Source organism: Pseudomonas sp. GW822-FHT06D10 (assembly GCF_058799535.1).
The window spans coordinates 68,635-90,311 of record NZ_JBXALN010000007.1 but is presented as its reverse complement, the minus strand read 5'-3'; the positions used below and the strand labels follow the sequence as shown (position 1 = coordinate 90,311).

The 21,677-nt window shown below is 61.1% G+C and carries 22 protein-coding genes; 16 read left to right on the top strand and 6 right to left on the bottom strand.

Going from position 1 to position 21,677, the window contains the following annotated elements; translation table 11 throughout:
* Window positions 1-148 precede the first annotated feature (148 nt).
* Both AC1RL5_RS23175 and AC1RL5_RS23170 read left to right on the top strand, forming a co-directional pair.
* Window positions 149-2,587, top strand: coding sequence for a Lon protease family protein (locus AC1RL5_RS23175; protein WP_015637098.1), 2,439 nt, complete (start codon window positions 149-151; stop codon window positions 2,585-2,587).
* Between the two features lie 214 nt (window positions 2,588-2,801).
* Window positions 2,802-3,143, top strand: coding sequence for a PA4575 family protein (locus tag AC1RL5_RS23170; protein ID WP_047289320.1), 342 nt, complete (start codon window positions 2,802-2,804; stop codon window positions 3,141-3,143).
* Window positions 3,144-3,146: 3 nt separating this feature from the next.
* Here AC1RL5_RS23170 and AC1RL5_RS23165 read toward each other — a convergent pair whose 3' ends face one another.
* Window positions 3,147-4,973 (bottom strand): hypothetical protein, encoded by a 1,827-nt coding sequence (locus AC1RL5_RS23165; protein WP_072452988.1) that lies wholly within the window; start codon window positions 4,971-4,973, stop codon window positions 3,147-3,149.
* A 162-nt stretch (window positions 4,974-5,135) separates the two neighbouring features.
* Between AC1RL5_RS23165 and AC1RL5_RS23160 the strand changes: the two genes are divergently transcribed.
* From AC1RL5_RS23160 to bamJ, 3 genes are all read left to right on the top strand, one after another.
* The gene (locus AC1RL5_RS23160) at window positions 5,136-5,624 is read left to right on the top strand and encodes a TIGR00645 family protein (protein ID WP_015637095.1); all 489 of its coding nucleotides are present in this window, start codon (window positions 5,136-5,138) and stop codon (window positions 5,622-5,624) included.
* A 134-nt stretch (window positions 5,625-5,758) separates the two neighbouring features.
* Window positions 5,759-6,064: a DUF6482 family protein gene (locus tag AC1RL5_RS23155; RefSeq protein ID WP_011063559.1), complete on the top strand. Its 306-nt coding sequence runs from the start codon at window positions 5,759-5,761 to the stop codon at window positions 6,062-6,064.
* A gap of 127 nt (window positions 6,065-6,191) precedes the next feature.
* Window positions 6,192-6,809 carry a BamJ family beta-barrel-assembly machinery protein gene (gene bamJ, locus AC1RL5_RS23150; protein ID WP_007924751.1) on the top strand — a complete coding sequence of 206 codons (618 nt, stop codon included), beginning with the start codon at window positions 6,192-6,194 and terminating at the stop codon, window positions 6,807-6,809.
* A gap of 89 nt (window positions 6,810-6,898) precedes the next feature.
* On the opposite strand, the gene AC1RL5_RS23145 is transcribed toward bamJ, so the two are convergent.
* From AC1RL5_RS23145 to AC1RL5_RS23135, 3 genes are all read right to left on the bottom strand, one after another.
* Window positions 6,899-7,168 (bottom strand): PA4570 family protein, encoded by a 270-nt coding sequence (locus AC1RL5_RS23145; protein ID WP_011063558.1) that lies wholly within the window; start codon window positions 7,166-7,168, stop codon window positions 6,899-6,901.
* 205 nt (window positions 7,169-7,373) lie between these two features.
* On the bottom strand, window positions 7,374-7,715 hold the full coding sequence (locus AC1RL5_RS23140) for a zinc ribbon domain-containing protein YjdM (RefSeq protein WP_011063557.1): 342 nt from the start codon (window positions 7,713-7,715) through the stop codon (window positions 7,374-7,376).
* Between the two features lie 122 nt (window positions 7,716-7,837).
* A complete protein-coding gene (locus AC1RL5_RS23135) occupies window positions 7,838-8,806 on the bottom strand; it encodes a polyprenyl synthetase family protein (protein ID WP_011063556.1) in 969 nt (322 codons plus the stop codon).
* Between the two features lie 378 nt (window positions 8,807-9,184).
* On the opposite strand from AC1RL5_RS23135, the gene rplU reads away from it, so the two are divergent.
* The 5 genes from rplU (at window position 9,185) to AC1RL5_RS23110 (ending at window position 12,994) form a co-directional block, all read left to right on the top strand.
* Window positions 9,185-9,496 carry a 50S ribosomal protein L21 gene (gene rplU / locus AC1RL5_RS23130; RefSeq protein WP_003228361.1) on the top strand — a complete coding sequence of 104 codons (312 nt, stop codon included), beginning with the start codon at window positions 9,185-9,187 and terminating at the stop codon, window positions 9,494-9,496.
* A 35-nt stretch (window positions 9,497-9,531) separates the two neighbouring features.
* Entirely contained in the window at window positions 9,532-9,789 is a 258-nt protein-coding gene (rpmA, locus tag AC1RL5_RS23125; RefSeq protein ID WP_003228360.1) for a 50S ribosomal protein L27, read from the top strand.
* Between the two features lie 195 nt (window positions 9,790-9,984).
* Window positions 9,985-11,208, top strand: a complete 1,224-nt coding sequence (cgtA, locus tag AC1RL5_RS23120; protein ID WP_011063554.1) for an Obg family GTPase CgtA — start codon at window positions 9,985-9,987, stop codon at window positions 11,206-11,208.
* A gap of 186 nt (window positions 11,209-11,394) precedes the next feature.
* Window positions 11,395-12,513: a glutamate 5-kinase gene (gene proB, locus AC1RL5_RS23115; RefSeq protein WP_011063553.1), complete on the top strand. Its 1,119-nt coding sequence runs from the start codon at window positions 11,395-11,397 to the stop codon at window positions 12,511-12,513.
* Between the two features lie 19 nt (window positions 12,514-12,532).
* Window positions 12,533-12,994: a CreA family protein gene (locus AC1RL5_RS23110; RefSeq protein WP_072452991.1), complete on the top strand. Its 462-nt coding sequence runs from the start codon at window positions 12,533-12,535 to the stop codon at window positions 12,992-12,994.
* Window positions 12,995-13,110: 116 nt separating this feature from the next.
* On the opposite strand, the gene rpsT is transcribed toward AC1RL5_RS23110, so the two are convergent.
* Complete coding sequence (rpsT, locus tag AC1RL5_RS23105; RefSeq protein WP_007924739.1) at window positions 13,111-13,389, bottom strand: 30S ribosomal protein S20; 279 nt, start codon at window positions 13,387-13,389, stop codon at window positions 13,111-13,113.
* A 252-nt stretch (window positions 13,390-13,641) separates the two neighbouring features.
* On the opposite strand from rpsT, the gene murJ reads away from it, so the two are divergent.
* The 6 genes from murJ (at window position 13,642) to ispH (ending at window position 21,098) form a co-directional block, all read left to right on the top strand.
* Entirely contained in the window at window positions 13,642-15,180 is a 1,539-nt protein-coding gene (murJ, locus tag AC1RL5_RS23100) for a murein biosynthesis integral membrane protein MurJ (protein WP_011063551.1), read from the top strand.
* Between the two features lie 128 nt (window positions 15,181-15,308).
* The gene (ribF, locus tag AC1RL5_RS23095) at window positions 15,309-16,253 is read left to right on the top strand and encodes a bifunctional riboflavin kinase/FAD synthetase (RefSeq protein WP_176876778.1); all 945 of its coding nucleotides are present in this window, start codon (window positions 15,309-15,311) and stop codon (window positions 16,251-16,253) included.
* A 13-nt stretch (window positions 16,254-16,266) separates the two neighbouring features.
* Window positions 16,267-19,098: an isoleucine--tRNA ligase gene (gene ileS / locus AC1RL5_RS23090; RefSeq protein ID WP_015637091.1), complete on the top strand. Its 2,832-nt coding sequence runs from the start codon at window positions 16,267-16,269 to the stop codon at window positions 19,096-19,098.
* Window positions 19,091-19,603 (top strand): signal peptidase II, encoded by a 513-nt coding sequence (gene lspA, locus AC1RL5_RS23085; protein WP_011063548.1) that lies wholly within the window; start codon window positions 19,091-19,093, stop codon window positions 19,601-19,603. Before ileS ends, lspA begins: the two co-directional genes overlap by 8 nt.
* Window positions 19,596-20,048 carry an FKBP-type peptidyl-prolyl cis-trans isomerase gene (fkpB, locus tag AC1RL5_RS23080; protein WP_011063547.1) on the top strand — a complete coding sequence of 151 codons (453 nt, stop codon included), beginning with the start codon at window positions 19,596-19,598 and terminating at the stop codon, window positions 20,046-20,048. Before lspA ends, fkpB begins: the two co-directional genes overlap by 8 nt.
* 102 nt (window positions 20,049-20,150) lie before the next feature.
* Window positions 20,151-21,098, top strand: coding sequence for a 4-hydroxy-3-methylbut-2-enyl diphosphate reductase (ispH, locus tag AC1RL5_RS23075; protein ID WP_103408138.1), 948 nt, complete (start codon window positions 20,151-20,153; stop codon window positions 21,096-21,098).
* Here ispH and AC1RL5_RS23070 read toward each other — a convergent pair whose 3' ends face one another.
* A complete protein-coding gene (locus tag AC1RL5_RS23070; RefSeq protein ID WP_103408139.1) occupies window positions 21,099-21,623 on the bottom strand; it encodes a GspH/FimT family protein in 525 nt (174 codons plus the stop codon).
* Between the last annotated feature and the right edge of the window lie 54 nt (window positions 21,624-21,677).

The window sequence follows — 21,677 nt, the reverse complement described above, 5'->3', positions numbered from 1 at the left end:
ACAAAACAATACCTGAAACAGCTGGTTTTACTTGGTGCGGGTCGTGGCCTGCGGCTTGTCTATGCTTTCCCCTGAGGCGCGCCTTGCCAGCCGGGCATACCCGGCGCCAGAATGCCGCCATCTGCCCCGCCTGATGTAAGGAAGCCCGATGCCTGATCCTGTTGCTGCCAGCCTGCGTCTTGCGCCTGAAGCGCTGACCCGTCCTTTCTCTGCTGAACAGTTCAGCTTCTCCACAACCAATGATCTGGAGCCCTTCCGCGGTGTGCTAGGCCAGGAACGTGCGGTCGAAGCCTTGCAGTTTGGCGTGGCCATGCCGCGCCCCGGCTACAACGTCTTTGTCATGGGCGAGCCGGGCACCGGCCGCTTCTCTTTCGTCAAACGCTATCTGAAGGCCGAAGGCAAGCGCCTGCAGACCCCGTCGGACTGGGTCTATGTCAACAACTTCGACGAGCCCCGGGAACCCCGGGCACTGGAGCTGCCAGCGGGGGCCGCGGGCAGTTTCATCAGCGACATCAACGGCCTGATCGATAACCTGCTGGCCACCTTTCCGGCGGTCTTCGAGCACCCCTCGTACCAGCAGAAGAAGAGCGCCATCGATCGCGCCTTCAACCAGCGCTATGACCGCGCCCTGGATGTGATCGAGCGCCTGGCCCTGGAAAAGGACGTGGCGCTGTACCGCGACAGCAGCAACATCGCCTTTACCCCGATGTTCGAAGGCAAGGCCCTGGACGAGGCTGAGTTCGCCCAGTTGCCCGAGGCCGATCGAGAACGCTTCCACGAGGACATTTCCGCCCTGGAGGAGCGCCTCAACGAAGAACTGGCGAGCCTGCCGCAATGGAAGCGCGAGTCGAGCAACCAGTTGCGCCAGCTCAATGAAGAAACCATCACCCTGGCCCTGCAGCCCTTGCTCGCGCCGCTGTCCGAGAAGTACGCGGAAAACGCCGCGGTCTGCGGTTACCTGCAGGCCATGCAGGTCTATCTGTTGAAGACCGTGGTCGAACAACTGGTGGACGACAGCAAGACCGACGCCGTGGCGCGCAAGCTGCTGGAAGAACAGTACTGCCCGAGCCTGGTGGTCGGTCACCCGGCCAGCGGTGGCGCCCCGGTGGTATTCGAGCCCCATCCGACCTACGACAACCTGTTCGGGCGCATCGAGTACAGCACCGACCAGGGGGCGCTCTACACCACCTACCGGCAGTTGCGCCCTGGCGCCTTGCACCGGGCCAATGGCGGTTTCCTGATTCTGGAAGCCGAGAAGATGCTCAGCGAACCCTTTGTCTGGGACGCGCTCAAGCGCGCCCTGCAATCGCGCAAGCTGAAGATGGAGTCGCCACTGGGCGAGATGGGCCGCCTGGCCACTGTGACCCTGACGCCGCAGGTGATTCCGCTGCAGGTCAAGGTCATCATAATTGGCGCCCGCCAGTTGTATTACACGCTGCAGGACCTGGATCCGGACTTCCAGGAGATGTTCCGGGTACTGGTGGATTTCGACGAAGACATTCCGATGGTGGACGAAAGCCTGGAGCAGTTCGCCCAGTTGCTGAAAACCCGCACCTCGGAAGAGGGAATGGCGCCACTGACCGCCGACGCCGTGGCGCGGCTGGCCACCTACAGTGCACGCCTGGCGGAGCATCAGGGGCGCTTGTCGGCGCGTATCGGTGATCTGTTCCAACTGGTCAGCGAAGCCGATTTCATCCGGCACCTGGCTTCGGATGAAATGACCGACGCCGGGCATATCGAGCGCGCGCTGAAGGCCAAGGCCACGCGTACCGGGCGGGTGTCGGCGCGGATTCTCGACGACATGCTGGCGGGCATCATCCTCATCGACACCGATGGTGCCGCGGTAGGCAAGTGCAACGGTCTGACGGTGCTGGAGGTCGGGGACTCGGCCTTTGGCGTGCCGGCGCGGATCTCGGCCACGGTCTACCCCGGCGGCAGCGGTATCGTCGACATCGAGCGCGAGGTCAATCTCGGCCAGCCGATTCACTCCAAGGGGGTGATGATCCTCACGGGTTACCTGGGCAGCCGTTACGCCCAGGAGTTCCCCCTGGCGATTTCCGCGAGCATCGCCCTGGAGCAGTCCTATGGCTATGTGGACGGTGACAGTGCTTCGCTGGGCGAGGCCTGCACGCTGATTTCGGCGCTCTCCAAAACCCCGCTCAAGCAGTGCTTCGCCATTACCGGCTCGATCAACCAGTTTGGTGAGGTGCAGGCGGTCGGCGGGGTTAACGAGAAGATCGAGGGCTTCTTCCGTCTGTGCGAGGCCCGTGGCCTGACCGGGGAGCAGGGGGCGATCATTCCCCAGGCCAACGTCGCCACACTGATGCTCGACGAGAAGGTCTTGCAGGCGGTGCGAGCCGGGCAGTTCCATGTGTATGCGGTGCGCCAGGCCGATGAGGCCCTGAGCCTCCTGGTGGGCGAGCCGGCTGGTGAGCCGGATGCCGAAGGGCAGTTCCCCGAGGGCAGCGTCAATGCGCGTGTGGTGGAGCGGCTGCGGGTGATTGCCGAGATGATCAGCGAAGACGACCTGAAGGAGGCCGAGAAGGAACAGGCCCAGGAGGCGTTGGCCGATACCAAGCCGGCGTGATGCTGTTCGATGGCGAGGGGGGTGTTCCCTCGCCATTGGCGCCAGGCCGCTGACGCCAATTTTTCAAAATAGACCATTCGGCGCCTGTTGGATCGGTCAACTTTGTTTATCAGGCTTTTCTTCTATTCTCAGGGCAAGGAGAACGACAGTCGTCGCTGGATCGAAACAGCCTTGCGTTGAAGGCTGAATAGTGGATCTACCGAGGGTCGCCGCCATGTCGCGCAACCTTTGCCTTACTCGCCAATGCCTTGGCCTGGTTACCCGTATCGAATGCATTGTTCGCCCTTTGGCGGGGGACAACGGTATGTGGACCCTTCTCTTCGCCGCCGGAATGGCCGGTGAACAACCCTCGGCGATCAAGTCCCAGGGGCCGTTCTGCGGACCTGTGGTGGCCGAATCGATCCTCGATTCGATCGTTGAAAGCCTGACTACCCACGGTTACCAACTGGCCGACGATCCGCAGATATGGTGCCTGCATCTGCAGGCCCAACTGCGGCAGATCAACGGTGAGCGGGGGCGTCACGCCGGGGATTTCCAGTTCCGTCCCGAACACTGATGGCTAGGGTGGTGTCGGCTCGGCTTTGTCGAGTTTGACCTCGAAGCCGTATTCGACGGCATTGAGTTCGCTGCGCTCGTAGCTTTCCAGTTGGCTGGGCTGGCCGTAGAAGTAATGCACGTCGAACAGCGCGGGCCCGTTGTTCGAGGCGTCGTGGCTGACGGCAAGGATCTCCTTCAGGTACTGGCCACTGTCGTCCTTGGCATAGAAGCGCCAGGCATCCCCGGGAAAGAGCTTCTGGTCGACTATCAAGGCATTGCCCTTGAGCTCCAGGCCCTTGGGCAGTTGCTGGGCATTGATGGTTTTTTTCTCGATGTTGGCGAGAAACAGCGGGATAGAGCCGACGGCATAGGCCGGGGTTTCCGGGAACAGGTTCAGGTCATAGGTGATGACGCCACGCATGGGGTCGATTTCAAAGGCCTCGTCCGGCAGTTCGATCGGTTCGCCACGCTGGCCCTTGTCGTCCTGAGTGAAGAAGGTCAGCGGGGTGTCTCCGGCATTGAACTCCGAGCCCAGCAGTTCGTCGTTGAAGGTCCGCGGGTGGCTGAACTCAATGCGTGCTGCACTGGCATCTTCTACCGATTGGCTGATGGTCACGGACTTTTTCAATGAGTCCTCATCAAGCTCCGCGCCCTTGAGGTAGCTGGCGGCCTGATCGTCATAGACCACCACCGGCATCGGCAGTGGCTGGATGTTCTTGTCGGTGGTGAGCCGATCGAAGCGGTGTACCGGCAGGTCGAGGTCCTTGCGGGTCACGCTGGCCTGAGCGAAGTCGAGTACGGCGACCTCCAGCTTGTCGATCTGGCCGTTGAAATACACCTTGGCGTAATGCTGGGTGTGCTGCTGGTCGAAGGCTTTCTGCTCATCCTCCAGTTGCTTCTCGAAGGCCTCGCTCCAGCTCTTCTGCTTCTGCATCTCGGCCAGTTGCTGGCGGTAAAAGGCGACCTGCTGGGCGCTCTCATTGATCGAGCCCGACCGAGAGAGGATTTGTCCGCTGCTGTCCCGAGCCTGCGCCAGCAAGGGGTTGAGGGAGGCGTCGTCGGCTTCCTCAGGCAGGGCGGCGTTATTGCTCAGTTCGATTTCGGCGACATTCTTTTCCAGCGCCAGCAAGGTCAGGCTGATGTTGCCGTCCTGGCGTGGCTTGCCGATGTCGGCCCGGGTCAGTTCGAAGGTCAGGGTGCGGCCGGGAGCTATCACTTCCAGTTTGCCCTGCAGCGAGACTGGCTGCGGCTGGTTCTTGTTGTCCACTTCCAGGCCCTCGATGAAGGGATAGGTCACGGTCAGGTCATCCGGGTTGGTCAGGTTGGAACTTGACGGGCTGAGTTGAATCCCCGGGTCGGTTTCCGACCATTCGGGCTGAAAGGGGATGACCTTCTTGTTGCTCAGGGTGACGGACTGCCACTCCAGGCCATGGGGAAAGGGGAACTGCGCGGGCATGTTGAAGCTGAAGGGGAACACCGGCTGCAGGTCGGTCAGGTAGTCCGAGCTGGAGGGCTTGCGCAGCACGAACAGGCCATTGACGTAGGTGTCCACCAGCGCCTGGGCCGTGGGGTAATGCTTGAGCAGGGCCAGGCTGTCGTCACCGTATTCGGTTTCGATCGGCTTGCTGTCGAGCTTGATCTGCGCACGCTCCAGCAGCAGCAGTGAGCCGCCGAGGTCGGCGATGGCGTCCTTGAGCTTGGGGTCCTGGATGGCGTCCAGGGATTTTTCAAACTGTGCGGTCCTCTCTTCGAGGCTGGCCTGCTTCTTTTCGTCGCTGGGTGAACAGCCGCCGCTGATCAGCAGCGCCAGACCAAGGCCGAAGCTGGCCAAAGGCAATCGCAAATCCATTTTCCAGTCTTCCTGTCCAGTGTCGGTGGGCGGTGGCAATGGCTTCGACACTAGCAGAAAAAACGTTCGGAAAAACCCGTGGGTCAGGGGATTGTCTGTGGTTTATGGGCTTTTGGCGCGCTGATATACTCGCCGCCGTTTTTACACCGGGTACGAGATTCAATGGAACGTTTTATCGAAAATGCAATGTATGCCTCACGCTGGCTGCTGGCGCCGATCTACTTCGGATTGTCCCTGGGCTTGCTGGCACTGGCATTGAAGTTTTTCCAGGAAGTCTTCCACGTTATTCCCAATGTGTTCTCCATGGCCGAGTCCGACCTGATCCTGGTGCTGCTGTCGCTGATCGACATGGCGTTGGTGGGTGGCCTGCTGGTGATGGTGATGATTTCCGGCTACGAAAATTTCGTGTCGCAACTCGACATCGATGAGGACAAGGAAAAGCTCAGCTGGCTGGGCAAGATGGATTCTTCGTCGCTGAAGATGAAAGTGGCGGCGTCCATCGTCGCGATCTCCTCGATCCACCTGCTGCGGGTGTTCATGGACGCCAAGAACACCCCCACCGAGTACCTGCTGTGGTACGTGGTGATCCACATGACCTTCGTGATCTCGGCATTTGCCATGGGGTACCTGGACAAGCTGACCAAGCACTGACCGCCCCTGCCCACCGGACACCTGCCGCCCGGCCGTTGCGAAACGGACGGGCGGCGTTGTTTGTGGCTTGTGCTTTTTCCGGGCGGGGCATATCCCTGTAGGGGTCATGGCTTTCAATTGCACGAGGTGCGCTCATGAACCTGCAGGAAATGAATGCCTACGCCATTGCCGGAAAAGTCGATGAGTTGAACCTGATTTCGCTGGAAGGCGGAATCTACCTGCTTGAGGCGCGCATGCACGGGGCTGCATACCCGTTGAGCGACGCCCATGGGCAGATGTTTCATCTGCGTTCGGTGGAGCATGCCCGTGAAGTGCTGCAGTCGTTTCCCAAGCTGCCGTTCAACCTGATCCACACCTCGGTGCATGACGAGATGTGCGGGTTGTCTGCCAGCGCCGAGGAAAGCCTCAAGGTGCCGATCACCCTGCACTCCGGCTGGTAGCGCCGGGGTTGCGCTGATTGTCGCCGGACTTCTGTGCTAGTCTGCTCGCCCTTTTGGTTCCGGGCGCTCCGGAAGGTGCTGTGTTTCCACGGCCTTTCCCGAGCCGTCCGCACAGCGGAGCAGTGTCATGTCCGAAGTAAATCTGTCCACCGACGAAACCCGCGTCAGCTACGGCATTGGCCGTCAGCTGGGCGACCAACTGCGTGACAACCCGCCACCGGGCGTGAGCCTGGATGCAATCCTGGCCGGTCTGACCGACGCTTTCGCCGGTAAGCCGAGCCGTGTGGGTCAGGAAGAAATGTCTGCCAGCTTCAAAGTCATCCGCGAAATCATGCAGGCTGAAGCCGCTGCCAAGGCCGAAGCGGCTGCCGGTGCCGGTCTGGCATTCCTGGCGGAAAACGCCAAGCGTGAAGGCATCACCACCCTGGCTTCCGGCCTGCAGTTCGAAGTGCTGACCCAGGGCGAAGGCGCCAAGCCATCCCGTGAAGACAGCGTTCGCACTCACTACCACGGCACCCTGATCGACGGCACTGTGTTCGACAGCTCCTATGAGCGCGGCCAGCCTGCCGAATTCCCGGTTGGCGGCGTGATCGCTGGCTGGACCGAAGCGCTGCAACTGATGAACGCCGGTAGCAAATGGCGTCTGTACGTGCCGAGCGAACTGGCTTACGGCGCACAAGGCGTGGGCAGCATCCCGCCGCACAGCGTCCTGGTGTTCGACGTCGAGCTGCTGGACGTTCTGTAACCCTGTAGGAGCCAGCTTGCTGGCGATGAAGGCTGCGCACTCGCGGTCTGCTCATCGCCGGCAAGCTTGCCCCTTGATCGGCTTAGGTTTCATAGACGGATTTTTGCGCCCAGGCTTTGACCATCGGTGCCGGTCGGCCGCAAGGCTCTGGCGTAGCAGAACAAAAACAGGTTGCGCACCAATTCCTTGAGTACCAGCGGTTCGCTGGAGCTCAGGCCGTTCAGGTCCAGATCTCCCTGGTCCTGCAGCTCGTTCAGGGCTTCCTCTTCCAGCACCGCACAGACTTCCCCGGTTTCCCGATGCAGGATTCGCAGGTAAGGGTGTGGGCGGTCCAGCCAGGCATCAATCAAATAAGTCATGGTCGTCATCTCCTTGAATGGGGTTCAATGAGAATAATTCTTATTCAATGAATAGCAAGTGCCTATTGGCGGTTTCTGCTTTTTTCTGTGCAGAAATTGTTTTCGATCAAATCGACTGGCTTTCTGCTAGCAAGGTTGCGGGTTGACCGAGCGGGGAGGGGCGTAGGGGGGGGCCCTCTCGCGGCGGGCGCGAGAGGGGGGGGATTCAGACCTTGCGGACGAACTCGGACTTGAGTTTCATCGGGCCGATACCGTCGATCTTGCAGTCGATGTCATGGTCGCCATCGCACAGGCGGATGTTCTTGACCTTGGTGCCGACCTTGACCACCAGCGAGGTGCCCTTGACCTTGAGGTCCTTGATCACGGTAATGGTGTCGCCGTCTTGCAGCACGTTGCCCACCGAATCTTTCTTCACGGCTTCATCGGATACGGCTTCGGCTTCACCGCTGGCGGACCACTCGTGGGCGCACTCAGGGCAGATCAGCTGGGTGCCGTCCTCGTAGGTGTATTCGGAATTGCATTTTGGGCAGGGTGGCAAAGTGCTCACTTAAGCTCCTCAAAGTCAGGATGGCTAAAAAGCGCACATTGTATAGGGTTTTGTGGGCGAGAGGGGATGAAGGGGCGGCAGGGCAACGAGCCGGCTCCTGTGATGAGCAGGAGCCGGGCTGTTTAGTGGGTGCGGGCGACGGCGAATTCGCTCAGTTCCACCAGGGCATCGCGGTACTCGCTCGGTGGCAGGGCTTCCAGGCAAGTGATGGCGCGCGCAACGTAATCGCGGGCCAGTTGTGCGGTGTAGTCCAGGGAGCCCGAGGCCTCGACGGCGGCACGGATGCTTTCCAGATCTTCGATGCCGCCTTTCTGGATCGCCTGGCGAACCAGGGCTGCCTGCTCCGGTGTGCCTTCGCGCATGGTGTAGATCAGCGGCAGCGTCGGCTTGCCTTCTGCCAGATCGTCACCGACGTTCTTGCCCAGGGTCTCGGCATCGCCGCGGTAGTCCAGCAGGTCGTCCACCAGTTGGAAGGCCACGCCCAGATGGTCGCCAAAGGTGCGCAGGGCCTCGGCCTGTTCCTCGGTGGCGCCGGCCAGTGCGGCGGCGCTGTGGGTCGAGGCTTCGAAGAGCATCGCGGTCTTGCCACGGATGACTTCCATGTAGGTTTCTTCGGTGGTGCTGGCGTCACGCACCTTGGAGAGCTGCAGGACTTCGCCTTCAGCGATGATCCGGGTGGCCTGGGACAGGATGCGCATGACCGGCATCGAGCCCAGCTCGACCATCATTTCGAACGAGCGCGAGTACAGGAAGTCGCCCACCAGTACGCTGGGAGCGTTGCCCCACATGGCGTTGGCGGTTGAGCGGCCACGGCGCATGCCGGACATGTCGACCACGTCGTCATGCAGCAGAGTGGCGGTGTGCAGGAATTCGATGGTGGCGGCCAGCAGGCGCAGGTCGTCGCCTTCGCGGCCCAGGGCCTTGCCGCACAGCAGCACCAATAAAGGACGCAGGCGCTTGCCTCCGGCCGAGGTGATGTAATCGCCGATTTTGGAAACCAGCGGAACTCGGGAGGTCAGCTGTTTCTTGATGATGCCGTCGACGGCGCTAAAATCGTCCGCCACCGCGCGGTAGAAAGCTTGGGGTTGCATCAGCGACAGGTGCTCCAGAAGGGTTGCGCGGCATGCTAGGACCCACGTCCGCGGGTGTCAAGGCGCGGTCCCGCACGGCTAAAGCCCCGACGGGCTGTAATTTGTCAGGGTAAAACACTGGGGTATAGTCGCGTGCTGCCATTAAACCCAGGTTTCAGGGGGTTAGGTCCCCGGCGTCAGGGCTGGCAGCGTTGTCCGACGTGGCCTGAACGGCACTTGCAAGGCCATTGAGCCTTGCGTACAATCGCGCACCCTGAACTTCCTGGGCAGCACCTGCCTTACGCAATTGCACTTGGGCCGTTCCAGCCCCATGCAGCCATGCCAGCCAATACCTCTTCTTATAAAGAGCTGGGTGAGCAGGATTATCGGAGAAATACCATGTACGCAGTAATCGTTACCGGCGGTAAGCAATACAAGGTCGCTGAAGGTGAATACCTGAAGATCGAAAAACTGGAAGTCGCTACTGGCGAATCCGTGACTTTTGACCGCGTTCTGTTGGTCGCCAACGGCGACGACGTGAACATCGGCGCACCTGTTGTTGCTGGCGCAACCGTCAAGGCTGAAGTGATCTCCCAAGGTCGTCACGATAAAGTCCGCATCATCAAGTTCCGTCGCCGTAAGCACCACATGAAGCGTATGGGCCACCGCCAGTGGTTCACCGAGATCAAAATCACCGGTATTCAGGCTTAATTTCAGCCTAATTCCTCACTAGGAGAATTGAACTCATGGCACACAAAAAAGCTGGTGGTAGTACCCGTAACGGTCGCGACTCAGAAGCCAAACGCCTTGGCGTGAAGATGTATGGCGGCCAGGTCATCAAGGCCGGCAACATCATCGTGCGTCAGCGCGGCACCCAATTCCACGCTGGCTACGGCGTTGGCATGGGTAAAGATCACACCCTGTTCGCGAAAATCGAAGGCGTGATCAAGTTTGAAGTAAAAGGCGCCTTCGGTCGTCGTTACGTGAGCGTCGTCGCAGCTTAATTGCGCGATCGCTGGAAAAGCCCTGTCTCGCGACGGGGCTTTTTCGTTTGTGGGATGAGTCTCTTGCAAAACTGTTTGTACGAGCTGCCAGCGTTGGATGTTTCGGTCGTTGATTGAGGTCGCTGCGCTCATTTTTGCAAGAGTCTTATGTCTTAGTGCTTTTCAGCTCGCCCGTGTGGCGAGAGGCGTTTGAACATGAAGTTTGTTGATGAAGTATCGATTCGAGTAAAGGCTGGCGACGGCGGCAATGGTTGCATGAGTTTCCGTCGGGAAAAGTTCATCGAGAACGGTGGTCCCAACGGTGGTGATGGTGGTGATGGCGGCTCGATCTACATGGTCGCCGACGAAAACCTCAATACCCTGGTGGACTACCGCTACACCCGGCACTTCGATGCCGAGCGCGGCTCCAACGGCGGCAGTACCGACTGTACCGGCAAGAAGGGTGAGGATCTGGAGCTGCGGGTTCCGGTCGGTACCACGATCATTGATGCGGGTACTCAGGAAGTCATTGGCGACCTGACCAAGGCTGGCCAGCGGTTGATGGTGGTGCAGGGCGGCTGGCACGGTTTGGGCAACACCCGTTTCAAGTCCAGTACCAACCGTGCGCCGCGCCAGACCACTCCGGGCAAGCCGGGTGAGCAGCGTGATCTCAAGCTGGAGCTGAAGGTGTTGGCGGACGTGGGTCTGCTGGGCTTGCCGAATGCGGGCAAAAGCACCTTTATCCGCTCGGTGTCTGCGGCCAAGCCGAAGGTGGCCGATTACCCGTTCACCACCCTGGTGCCGAACCTGGGTGTGGTCAGCGTCGATCGCTGGAAGAGCTTCGTGATCGCCGACATTCCGGGTCTGATCGAGGGTGCTTCCGATGGTGCCGGCCTGGGGATTCGCTTCCTCAAGCACCTGGCGCGTACGCGCATCCTGCTGCACCTGGTGGACATGGCGCCGCTGGATGAAAGCAGCCCGGCGGATGCGGCAGAGGTGATTGTCAATGAGTTGATGAAGTTCAGCCCGTCCCTGGCCGAGCGCGAGCGCTGGCTGGTGCTGAACAAGTCCGATCAGATCCTCGAGGAAGAGCGTGAAGAGCGGGTCAAGGAAATCGTTGATCGCCTGGAGTGGACGGGGCCGGTATACGTGATCTCGGCCATCTCCAAGGATGGTACCGAGCGCCTGAGCCGCGACATCATGCGTTACCTGGAGGATCGTGCCGATCGCCTGGCAGCCGACCCTGCCTATGCCGACGAGTTGGCTGAGCTGGATCAGCGCATCGAAGACGAGGCGCGTGCCCAGTTGCAAGCCCTCGACGATCAGCGTGCTCTGCGCCGCAGTGGCGTGAAGAGCGTCCATGACATCGGTGATGATGACTGGGACGAAGAAGACGTTGACGATGAGGATGGTCCGGAAATCATTTACGTCCGCGACTGATTCGGCAGGAGCGGGCTTGCCCCGCGAAGACGGTTTATCTGGCAGGGTGCGGTGTTATCATCGCTGCCAAGCCAGCTTCCAAGGCGCCGCTCATTTGAGCGGCGTTTTGGTGTCTGCAGGATACAAATACGAATAACCCCATGAGTGGCGCTCGGTCGCGTCGCTCGCTGGCAAAGGTTGAATAAGATGCGGAGCAAGGTGACAGGTGCGCAGCGCTGGGTCGTTAAGATCGGCAGTGCGCTGCTGACGGCGGACGGCAAGGGGCTGGATCGCACGGCAATGGGTGTGTGGGTGGAGCAGATGGTGGCCTTGCATGAGGCCGGCGTCGAGCTGGTACTGGTTTCCTCCGGTGCTGTAGCGGCCGGCATGAGCCGCTTGGGCTGGACCGCACGACCGAGTGCGATGCATGAGTTGCAGGCCGCTGCGGCCATCGGCCAGATGGGGCTAGTGCAGGCCTGGGAGTCGAGCTTTGCCGAGCATGGCCGGCATACTGCACAGATTCTCCTGACCCATGACGACCTCTCCGATCGCAAGCGCTACCTCAATGCTCGCAGTACCTTGCGTGCCCTGGTGGAGCTCAAGGTGATCCCGGTGATCAACGAGAACGACACCGTGGTGACCGACGAGATCCGCTTTGGCGACAACGATACCCTGGCGGCGCTGGTGGCCAACCTGGTTGAGGCTGATCTGCTGGTGATTCTTACCGACCGTGACGGCATGTTCGATGCCGACCCGCGTAACAATCCTGATGCCCAGCTGATCTATGAGGCGCGGGCCGACGACCCGGCGCTGGATGCGGTGGCCGGTGGTACGGGCGGTGCGCTGGGGCGTGGCGGCATGCAGACCAAGTTGCGTGCGGCGCGGCTGGCTGCGCGTTCCGGGGCGCATACAATCATCGTTGGTGGGCGTCTGGATCGCGTGCTGGACCGCCTCAAGGCTGGCGAGCGCATTGGCACGTTGCTATCGCCGGAGCGCGGCATGCTGGCGGCGCGCAAGCAGTGGCTGGCCGGGCATCTGCAGACCCGTGGCACCCTGGTGCTGGATGAGGGGGCGGTGTCGGCTCTGTCCCAGGGTAACAAGAGCCTGTTGCCGGTGGGGGTCAAGCAGGTCCAGGGTGGTTTCCGGCGTGGTGAGATGGTGGTGTGCGTAGCGCCGGATGGTCGTGAGATTGCCCGTGGCCTGGCCAACTACAGTGCGCTTGAGGCGCAGAAGATCATTGGTCAGCCGTCCGACGCTATTGTCGGTGTCCTGGGGTATATGGCGGAGCCTGAACTGGTACACCGCGATAATCTGATTCTGGTGTAAGTGGCGTAAGGAAAAGCGTATGCGCGTAGCAAAAGGATTGTTGGGCTTGCTCTTGGCGATGCCGTTCATGGTGTCGGCGGAAGAGATCGGTCAGGTGTCCACGGTGTTCAAGTTTGTCGGGCCGAACGATCGGATCGTGGTCGAGGCGTTCGATGATCCCAAGGTCGATGGGGTGACGTGCTATCTGTCGCGAGCCAAGACGGGTGGGCTCAAGGGTGGCCTGGGTTTGGCGGAAGATCGTGCGGAGGCCTCCATTGCCTGTCGTCAGGTGGGGCCTATTGCGTTCAAGGGTGAGCTCAAGGATGGCGACGAGGTATTCAAGGAGCGCACCTCGCTGGTATTCAAGACCATGCAGGTGGTGCGTTTCCTGGATAAGAAGCGCAATACCCTGGTGTACCTGGTCTACAGCGATCGCCTGATCGAGGGTAGTCCGCAGAATGCGGTGACGGCTATCCCGATCCTGCCCTGGCCGCACCCGTAACGGAGTTTCTCCTGGCATGCTGGCCCTCTGTTGAAGGCGGGGCTGGTTTGCCGGGTGGGTAAATCGCGGGCAATAAAAAACCGACCCTTGGGTCGGTTTTTTAACAAGCGTGTCGCTTAGGCTGCAGCAGCAAGGTTCAGAGCCTTGATGTGGCCATTCAGACGACCTTTATGGCGAGCAGCCTTGTTCTTGTGGATGATGCCTTTATCGGCCATGCGGTCGATAACTGGCACAGCCAGAACATAAGCAGCTTGCGCTTTTTCAGCGTCTTTTGCGTCGATGGCTTTAACTACATTCTTGATGTAGGTACGAACCATGGAACGCAGGCTGGCGTTGTGGCTGCGACGCTTCTCAGCCTGTTTTGCACGTTTTTTGGCGGAAGGTGAGTTGGCCACCGTCGAGCTCCTCGAAAGACTTTTTGGGAAATAGCAAACAAAATAGGCCGCGAATCATGCCGATGAGTTGAAGTCTTGTCAAGGGCGGGTGATGCGTTCCGCTGAGTGGTCGATCTGAAGAGGCGGGATATTTATTTCCGGCGCTTGACCTGTAAACTCGCGAGCTTTGGCTCTGTGCTGTTGCGGCGCGGAGTATCGCATAAGTGGGTGTCTTTTCGCCTGCTGTTTATCTACAAGGCGCAAAACCTTTTCATGAACCTGCTCAAGTCGTTGGCCGCCGTCAGCTCTATCACGATGCTTTCCCGGATACTGGGGTTTGTGCGTGACACCATCATCGCGCGCACTTTCGGTGCCGGGATGGCCACCGATGCCTTCTTCATTGCCTTCAAGCTGCCCAACCTGCTGCGGCGCATCTTTGCCGAAGGCGCGTTCTCCCAGGCGTTCGTGCCGATCCTGGCAGAGTACAAGAGCCAGCAGGGGGAAGAAGCGACCCGTACCTTCATTGCCTATGTCTCGGGTCTGCTGACCCTGGTCCTGGCGCTGGTGACGGCTTTAGGCATCATCGCCGCGCCCTGGGTGATCTGGGCCACGGCACCGGGGTTCGTCGACTCTCCGGAAAAGTTCGCCCTGACCTCTGACCTGTTGCGGGTGACCTTTCCTTATATATTGCTGATCTCGCTGTCGTCTCTGGCCGGGGCAATCCTCAACACCTGGAATCGTTTCTCGGTGCCGGCCTTCGTGCCGACCCTGCTCAACGTCAGCATGATCATTTTTGCGGTGTTTCTGACGCCGTACTTCGATCCGCCAGTGATGGCTCTGGGCTGGGCGGTGCTGGCTGGCGGCCTGGCGCAGTTGCTGTATCAGCTGCCGCACCTGAAGAAGATCGGCATGCTGGTGCTGCCGCGCCTGAACCTGCGGGATACCGGGGTCTGGCGGGTGATGAAGCAGATGCTGCCGGCGATTCTCGGGGTTTCGGTGAGCCAGATCTCGTTGATCATCAACACCATCTTCGCCTCTTTCCTGGTAGCCGGTTCGGTGTCGTGGATGTATTACGCCGACCGCCTGATGGAGCTGCCGTCCGGTGTGCTGGGGGTGGCGCTGGGCACCATTCTTCTGCCGACCCTGGCCAAGACCTACGCCAGCAAGGACCGCCACGAGTATTCGCGGATTCTCGATTGGGGCCTGCGCCTGTGTTTCATCCTGGTGCTGCCGTGCTCCCTGGCCCTGGGTATCCTCGCCGAGCCGCTGACCGTGTCACTGTTCCAATACGGTGAGTTCAGTGCCTTCGATGCGTCCATGACCCAGCGTGCGCTGGTGGCTTATGCCGTGGGTTTGCTGGGGATCATCGTGATCAAGGTGCTGGCGCCGGGCTTCTATGCGCAGCAGAACATTCGTACACCGGTGAAAATCGCCATCTTTACGCTGATCGTCACCCAACTGCTGAACCTGGCTTTTATCGGTCCCCTGAAACACGCGGGCCTGGCCCTGGCCATCAGCGCCGGGGCCTGTATCAACGCCGGACTGCTGTTCTACCAGTTGCGCAAGCAACAGATGTTCCAGCCGCTGCCGGGGTGGGGGCGGTTCACCTTGAAGTTGCTGTTGGCGGTCGCGGTCATGTCCGCGGTGTTGCTGGGCCTGATGCATTTCATGCCGGCCTGGGATCAAGGCCACATGCTCCAGCGGTTCCTGCGCCTGGGCGTGCTGGTGGTGGCTGGGGTGGTGGCATATTTCGGCATGCTGGCGCTGCTGGGCTTCCGTTTGCGCGACTTCAATCGCAAGGCCTTGAACTGACGGCTGTTTAGTCGCCAGGGCAGGGCAGGCATCGGTTTTGTCGGATCAACCACATTGGGTGCGGTGCTGCCTGTCGTCGGCCGCCGGGTGTGGTTATAATCGACCACTTTATGAGCAAGAAGCGCGTTATGCAGCTGGTTCGAGGCCTCCACAATCTGCGCCCCCAGCATCGGGGCTGCGTCGCCACTATTGGCAACTTTGACGGTGTTCACCGTGGTCACCAGGCTATCCTGGGCCGGCTGCGCGAACGTGCGCTCGAGTTGGGCGTGCCCAGCTGCGTGGTGATTTTCGAGCCCCAGCCGCGGGAATTCTTTGCCCCCGAGACGGCTCCGGCGCGTCTGGCCCGCCTGCGGGACAAGCTGCAGTTGCTGGCTGACGCCGGTGTCGACCGGGTGCTGTGCCTGGCCTTCAACCAGCGCCTGAGCAAACTCAGCGCCAAAGAGTTCGTCGAGCGAATCCTGGTGGATGGCCTGGGTGTACAGCACCTGGAGGTGGGTGATGACTTCCGCTTCGGTTGCGACCGGGTCGGTGATTTTGACTTCCTGCAGCAGGCCGGCGCCACCCACGGCTTTACCGTCGAGGCGGCGCAGACCGTCGAGCTCGACGGCCTGCGGGTGAGTAGTACCCAGGTCCGCAATGCCCTGGCCGCCGCCGATTTCGATCTGGCCGAGCGCCTGCTGGGTCGCCCGTACCGCATTGCCGGGCGGGTGTTGCACGGCCAGAAACTGGCGCGCCAGTTGGGTACGCCCACTGCCAATGTGCAGTTGAAGCGCCGTCGCGTGCCGCTTTCCGGGGTGTACCTGGTGAGTGTCGATCTCGATGGCAAGACCTGGCCCGGCGTCGCCAATATCGGCGTGCGGCCCACTGTTGCAGGTGATGGCAAGGCCCACCTGGAAGTACATCTTTTAGATTTTGCCGGCGATCTGTATGACCGGCGTTTGACGGTGGTTTTCCACCACAAGCTGCGTGAAGAGCAGCGTTTCGCCTCCCTGGAGGCGTTGAAGACGGCGATCAATGCGGATGTTGCCGCCGCCCGTGCCCAAGTGGCACGTATCCATAGCGCCAATCGCTAATGAAGAGCCTTAAATGACCGACTATAAAGCCACGTTAAACCTTCCGGACACCGCCTTCCCAATGAAGGCCGGCCTGCCTCAGCGCGAACCACAGATTCTGCAGCGTTGGGACAGCATTGGCCTGTACGGAAAGTTGCGCGAGATTGGCAAGGATCGTCCCAAGTTCGTACTGCACGACGGTCCTCCCTATGCCAACGGCTCGATTCACATCGGTCATGCGGTCAACAAGATTCTCAAGGACATGATCATCCGCTCGAAAACCCTGGCGGGTTTCGACGCGCCTTACGTTCCTGGCTGGGACTGCCACGGTCTGCCGATCGAGCACAAGGTCGAGGTGACCCACGGCAAGAACCTGTCCTCGGACCAGACCCGCGAGCTGTGCCGCGCCTACGCTTCCGAGCAGATCGAAGGGCAGAAGGCCGAGTTCATCCGCCTGGGTGTGCTGGGCGACTGGGCCAATCCCTACAAGACCATGAACTTCGCCAACGAGGCCGGGGAGATCCGTGCCCTGGCGGAAATGGTCAAGGGCGGCTTCGTGTTCAAGGGCCTGAAGCCGGTGAACTGGTGCTTCGACTGCGGCTCGGCCCTGGCTGAAGCAGAAGTCGAGTATCAGGACAAGAAGTCCGCGACCATCGACGTGGCCTTCCCGGTCGCCGACGAAGCCAAGCTGGCTGGCGCCTTCGGCCTGGCCAAGCTGGCCAAGCCTGCTGCCATCGTGATCTGGACCACCACCCCCTGGACCATCCCGGCCAACCAGGCGCTGAACGTACACCCCGAGTTCAACTACGCCCTGGTCGACACCGGCGAACGCCTGCTGGTGCTGGCCGAAGAGCTGGTGGAATCCTGCCTGGCCCGCTACAACCTGGAAGGCTCGGTGATTGCCACGGCTCCAGGTTCGGCCCTGGAACTGATCAATTTCCGTCATCCGTTCTACGATCGTCTGTCGCCGGTGTATCTGGCCGAATACGTGGAGCTGGGTGCCGGCACTGGCGTGGTTCACTCGGCCCCGGCCTATGGTGAAGACGACTTCGTGACCTGCAAGCGTTATGGCATGGTCAACGACGACATCCTCAACCCGGTGCAGAGCAACGGTGTCTACGCGACATCGCTGGAGTTCTTCGGCGGCCAGTTCATCTGGAAGGCCAACCCGGCCATTGTCGACAAGCTGAGCGAAGTCGGTGCGTTGCTGCACACCGAAACCATCAGCCACAGCTACATGCACTGCTGGCGCCACAAGACCCCGCTGATCTATCGCGCCACCGCGCAGTGGTTCGTTGGCATGGACAAGCAGCCGGAAGCCGGCGACACCCTGCGCCAACGCGCCCTGCAAGCCATCGAAGACACCCAGTTCGTACCGGCCTGGGGCCAGGCACGCCTGCACTCGATGATCGCCAACCGCCCGGACTGGTGCATCTCCCGCCAGCGCAACTGGGGTGTGCCGATCCCGTTCTTCCTGAACAAGGAAAGCGGCGACCTGCACCCACGCACTGTCGAGCTGATGGAAGAAGTGGCCCAGCGCGTCGAGCAGGAAGGCATCGAGGCCTGGTTCAAGATGGACGCCGCTGAGCTGCTGGGCGACGAAGCCGCCCAGTACGACAAGATCAGCGACACCCTGGACGTCTGGTTCGACTCCGGCACCACTCACTGGCACGTGCTGCGCGGTTCGCACCCCATGGGCCACGAAAGCGGCCCGCGGGCCGACCTGTACCTGGAGGGCTCCGACCAGCACCGTGGCTGGTTCCACTCGTCCCTGCTCACCGGTTGCGCCATCGACAACCACGCGCCGTACCGCGAACTGTTGACCCACGGCTTCACCGTGGACGAGAACGGCCGCAAGATGTCCAAGTCCCTGGGCAACGTGATCGCGCCACAGAAGGTCAACGACACCCTGGGTGCCGACATCATGCGCCTGTGGGTCTCGGCCACCGACTACTCCGGCGAGATGGCGGTTTCCGATCAGATCCTGCAGCGCAGCGCCGACGCCTACCGGCGGATCCGCAACACTGCGCGTTTCCTGCTTTCCAACCTGAGCGGCTTCAACCCGGCCACCGACCTGCTGCCGGCCGAAGACATGCTGGCCCTGGACCGTTGGGCCGTGGACCGTACCTTGTTGCTGCAGCGCGAGCTGGAGCTGCACTACGGCGAATACCGCTTCTGGAACGTCTACTCCAAGGTGCACAACTTCTGCGTGCAGGAGTTGGGCGGCTTCTACCTCGACATCATCAAGGACCGCCAGTACACCACCGGCGCCAACAGCAAGGCGCGCCGCTCGGCGCAGACCGCGCTGTACCACATCTCCGAAGCGCTGGTGCGCTGGATCGCACCGATCCTGGCCTTCACCGCCGATGAGCTGTGGGAGTACCTGCCGGGCGAGCGTAACGAATCCGTGATGCTCAACACCTGGTACGAAGGCCTGACCGAATTGCCCGCTGACTTCGAACTGGGCCGCGAGTACTGGGAAGGCGTGATGGCCGTCAAGGTTGCGGTGAACAAGGAGCTGGAAGTTCAGCGCGCGGCCAAGGCCGTCGGTGGCAACCTGCAAGCCGAAGTCACCCTGTTTGCCGAGGATGGCCTGGCCGCTGACCTGGCCAAGCTGAGCAACGAACTGCGTTTCGTGCTGATCACTTCGACCGCCAGCCTGGCCCCGTTTGCCCAGGCACCAGCGGACGCCGTGGCCACCGAAGTACCGGGCCTCAAGCTCAAAGTCGTCAAGTCGGCCTTCCCCAAGTGCGCCCGGTGCTGGCACTGCCGTGAAGACGTCGGCGTGCACCCTGAGCATCCGGAAATCTGCGGTCGTTGCGTAGACAACATCAGCGGAGCAGGCGAGGTCCGTCACTATGCCTAACGCCGCAGGCCGATTCGGCCGTCTGGGCTGGCTGTGGTTGAGCGTGCTGGTCCTGGTCATCGACCAGGTCAGCAAGCTGCACTTCGAAAGTTCGCTGAGCATGTACCAGCAGATCGTGGTGATCCCGGATTACTTCAGCTGGACCCTGGCCTACAACACCGGCGCCGCCTTCAGCTTCCTCGCCGACGGCTCCGGCTGGCAGCGCTGGCTGTTCGCCCTGATCGCGATTGCGGTCAGTGCGGTGCTGGTGGTCTGGCTCAAGCGTCTGGGGCGCAATGAAACCTGGCTGGCCATCGCTCTGGCGCTGGTGCTGGGCGGGGCCCTGGGTAACCTGTACGACCGCATCGCCCTGGGCCATGTGATCGATTTCATCCTGGTGCACTGGCAGAACCGCTGGTACTTCCCGGCATTCAACTTCGCCGACAGTGCCATTACCGTTGGCGCGGTGATGCTGGCCCTGGATATGTTCAAGAGCAAGAAAACCGGAGAAGCCGTTCATGACTGAACAGGTATTGACTGAACAACGCATCGGTCAGAACACGGAAGTCACTTTGCATTTCGCATTGCGCCTGGAGAACGGCGACACCGTAGACAGCACGTTCGACAAGGCCCCGGCGACCTTCAAGGTCGGCGATGGCAACCTGCTGCCAGGGTTCGAGGCGGCGCTGTTCGGCTTCAAGGCCGGCGACAAGCGCAACCTGACCATCGAACCGGAAAACGCCTTCGGCCAGCCCAACCCGCAGAACGTGCAGGTCATCCCGCGTTCGCAGTTCCAGGACATGGAGCTTTCGGAAGGCTTGCTGGTGATCTTCAACGATGCGGCGAACACCGAGTTGCCAGGTGTGGTCAAAACTTTCGATGACGCGCAGGTGACCATCGACTTCAACCACCCGCTGGCCGGCAAGACCTTGACCTTCGACGTTGAAATCATCGACGTCAAAGCGCTTTAAAAGCATCGCCGGCATGCCGTCTTCTATTATCCAGGAGCCGGCTGCCGGCGATCCGCTGTCTACAACGATCTAACTTCTTGCGCGCAAGACACGAGGCACAGCATGCAAATCAAACTCGCCAACCCCCGTGGCTTCTGCGCCGGCGTGGACCGGGCGATCGAAATCGTCAATCGCGCCCTGGAAGTCTTCGGGCCGCCGATCTACGTCCGGCATGAAGTGGTGCACAACAAATTTGTCGTCGAAGACCTGCGCAATCGTGGAGCGATCTTCGTCGAAGAGCTGGAGCAGGTGCCGGATGATGTCATCGTTATCTTCAGCGCCCACGGTGTTTCCCAGGCAGTGCGCAGCGAGGCTGCAGGTCGTGGCCTCAAAGTGTTCGACGCCACCTGCCCGCTGGTGACCAAGGTGCATATCGAAGTGGCGCGCTACAGCCGCGACGGCCGTGAATGCATCCTGATCGGCCACGCCGGCCACCCCGAGGTCGAAGGCACCATGGGCCAGTACGACGCCAGCAATGGTGGCGCCATCTACCTGGTGGAAGACGAAAAGGATGTGGCCGAGTTGCAGGTGCACAACCCCGAACGCCTGGCATTCGTGACCCAGACCACCTTGTCCATGGATGACACCAGCCGGGTGATCGATGCCTTGCGCACGCGCTTTCCAGCCATCGGCGGGCCACGCAAGGACGACATCTGCTACGCCACGCAGAACCGTCAGGACGCGGTCAAGCAACTGGCCGACGAATGCGACGTGGTGCTGGTGGTCGGCAGCCCCAACAGCTCCAACTCCAACCGCCTGCGCGAGCTGGCCGAACGCATGGCCACCCCGGCCTACCTGATCGACGGTGCCGAAGACCTGCAGCGCAGCTGGTTCGATGGTGTGGAGCGCATCGGCATTACCGCCGGTGCCTCGGCCCCGGAAGTGCTGGTGCGTGGCGTGATCCAGCAACTGCAGGCCTGGGGTGCCACCGGCGCCGATGAGCTGGCCGGCCGCGAAGAAAACATCACCTTCTCCATGCCCAAAGAGCTGCGGGTTCGCTCGCTGCTCTGATCAGCCGACGCCTGCACACAAGGCCTGCTCGGCGTTTTCGCTGCGCAGGCTGACCCTCCCGCTACGTGACAGCACCACTTGATGGCGGCTGTACTCTTGGCCTGCCTGGCAGACATGGAGTGTTCCGGCCTGGAAGGCGCCACTGGGCAGCAGCGGATGGCCCAGGGCACTGAAGCGCACGAAGTGCTGCACCGGGCGATTGCCCACGATCAATACCTGCCCACTGCCTTGGCGCTCGATCAGTTGCGGGTTGCGTGCGTCCTGGGCGCCCTTGCCGCTGATATCCAGGATGATCCTCCAGCCCCGGCTCCAGTCGTCCTCCAGACCATGAATCAGGACCGTGCGCTGGTGCAGGATCGCTGCCGCCCGGGCGTTGCGCAGGCCACTGGCGAGCATCTGCGCGGCGTCCTGCTGGCGATTGGAGCGCAGGAGCTCACTCATGGCGCTACCGGAAAGCGGCAGTAGCAGGGCCAGCAGAACCAGTGCGGTCAGCAGTTCAATCAGGCCGAAGCCTTTCTCATGCATGGGGTCTCCCTCCCTGGGGACGACGGTTTCACGCAATCCGTGCGTGTTCATTGA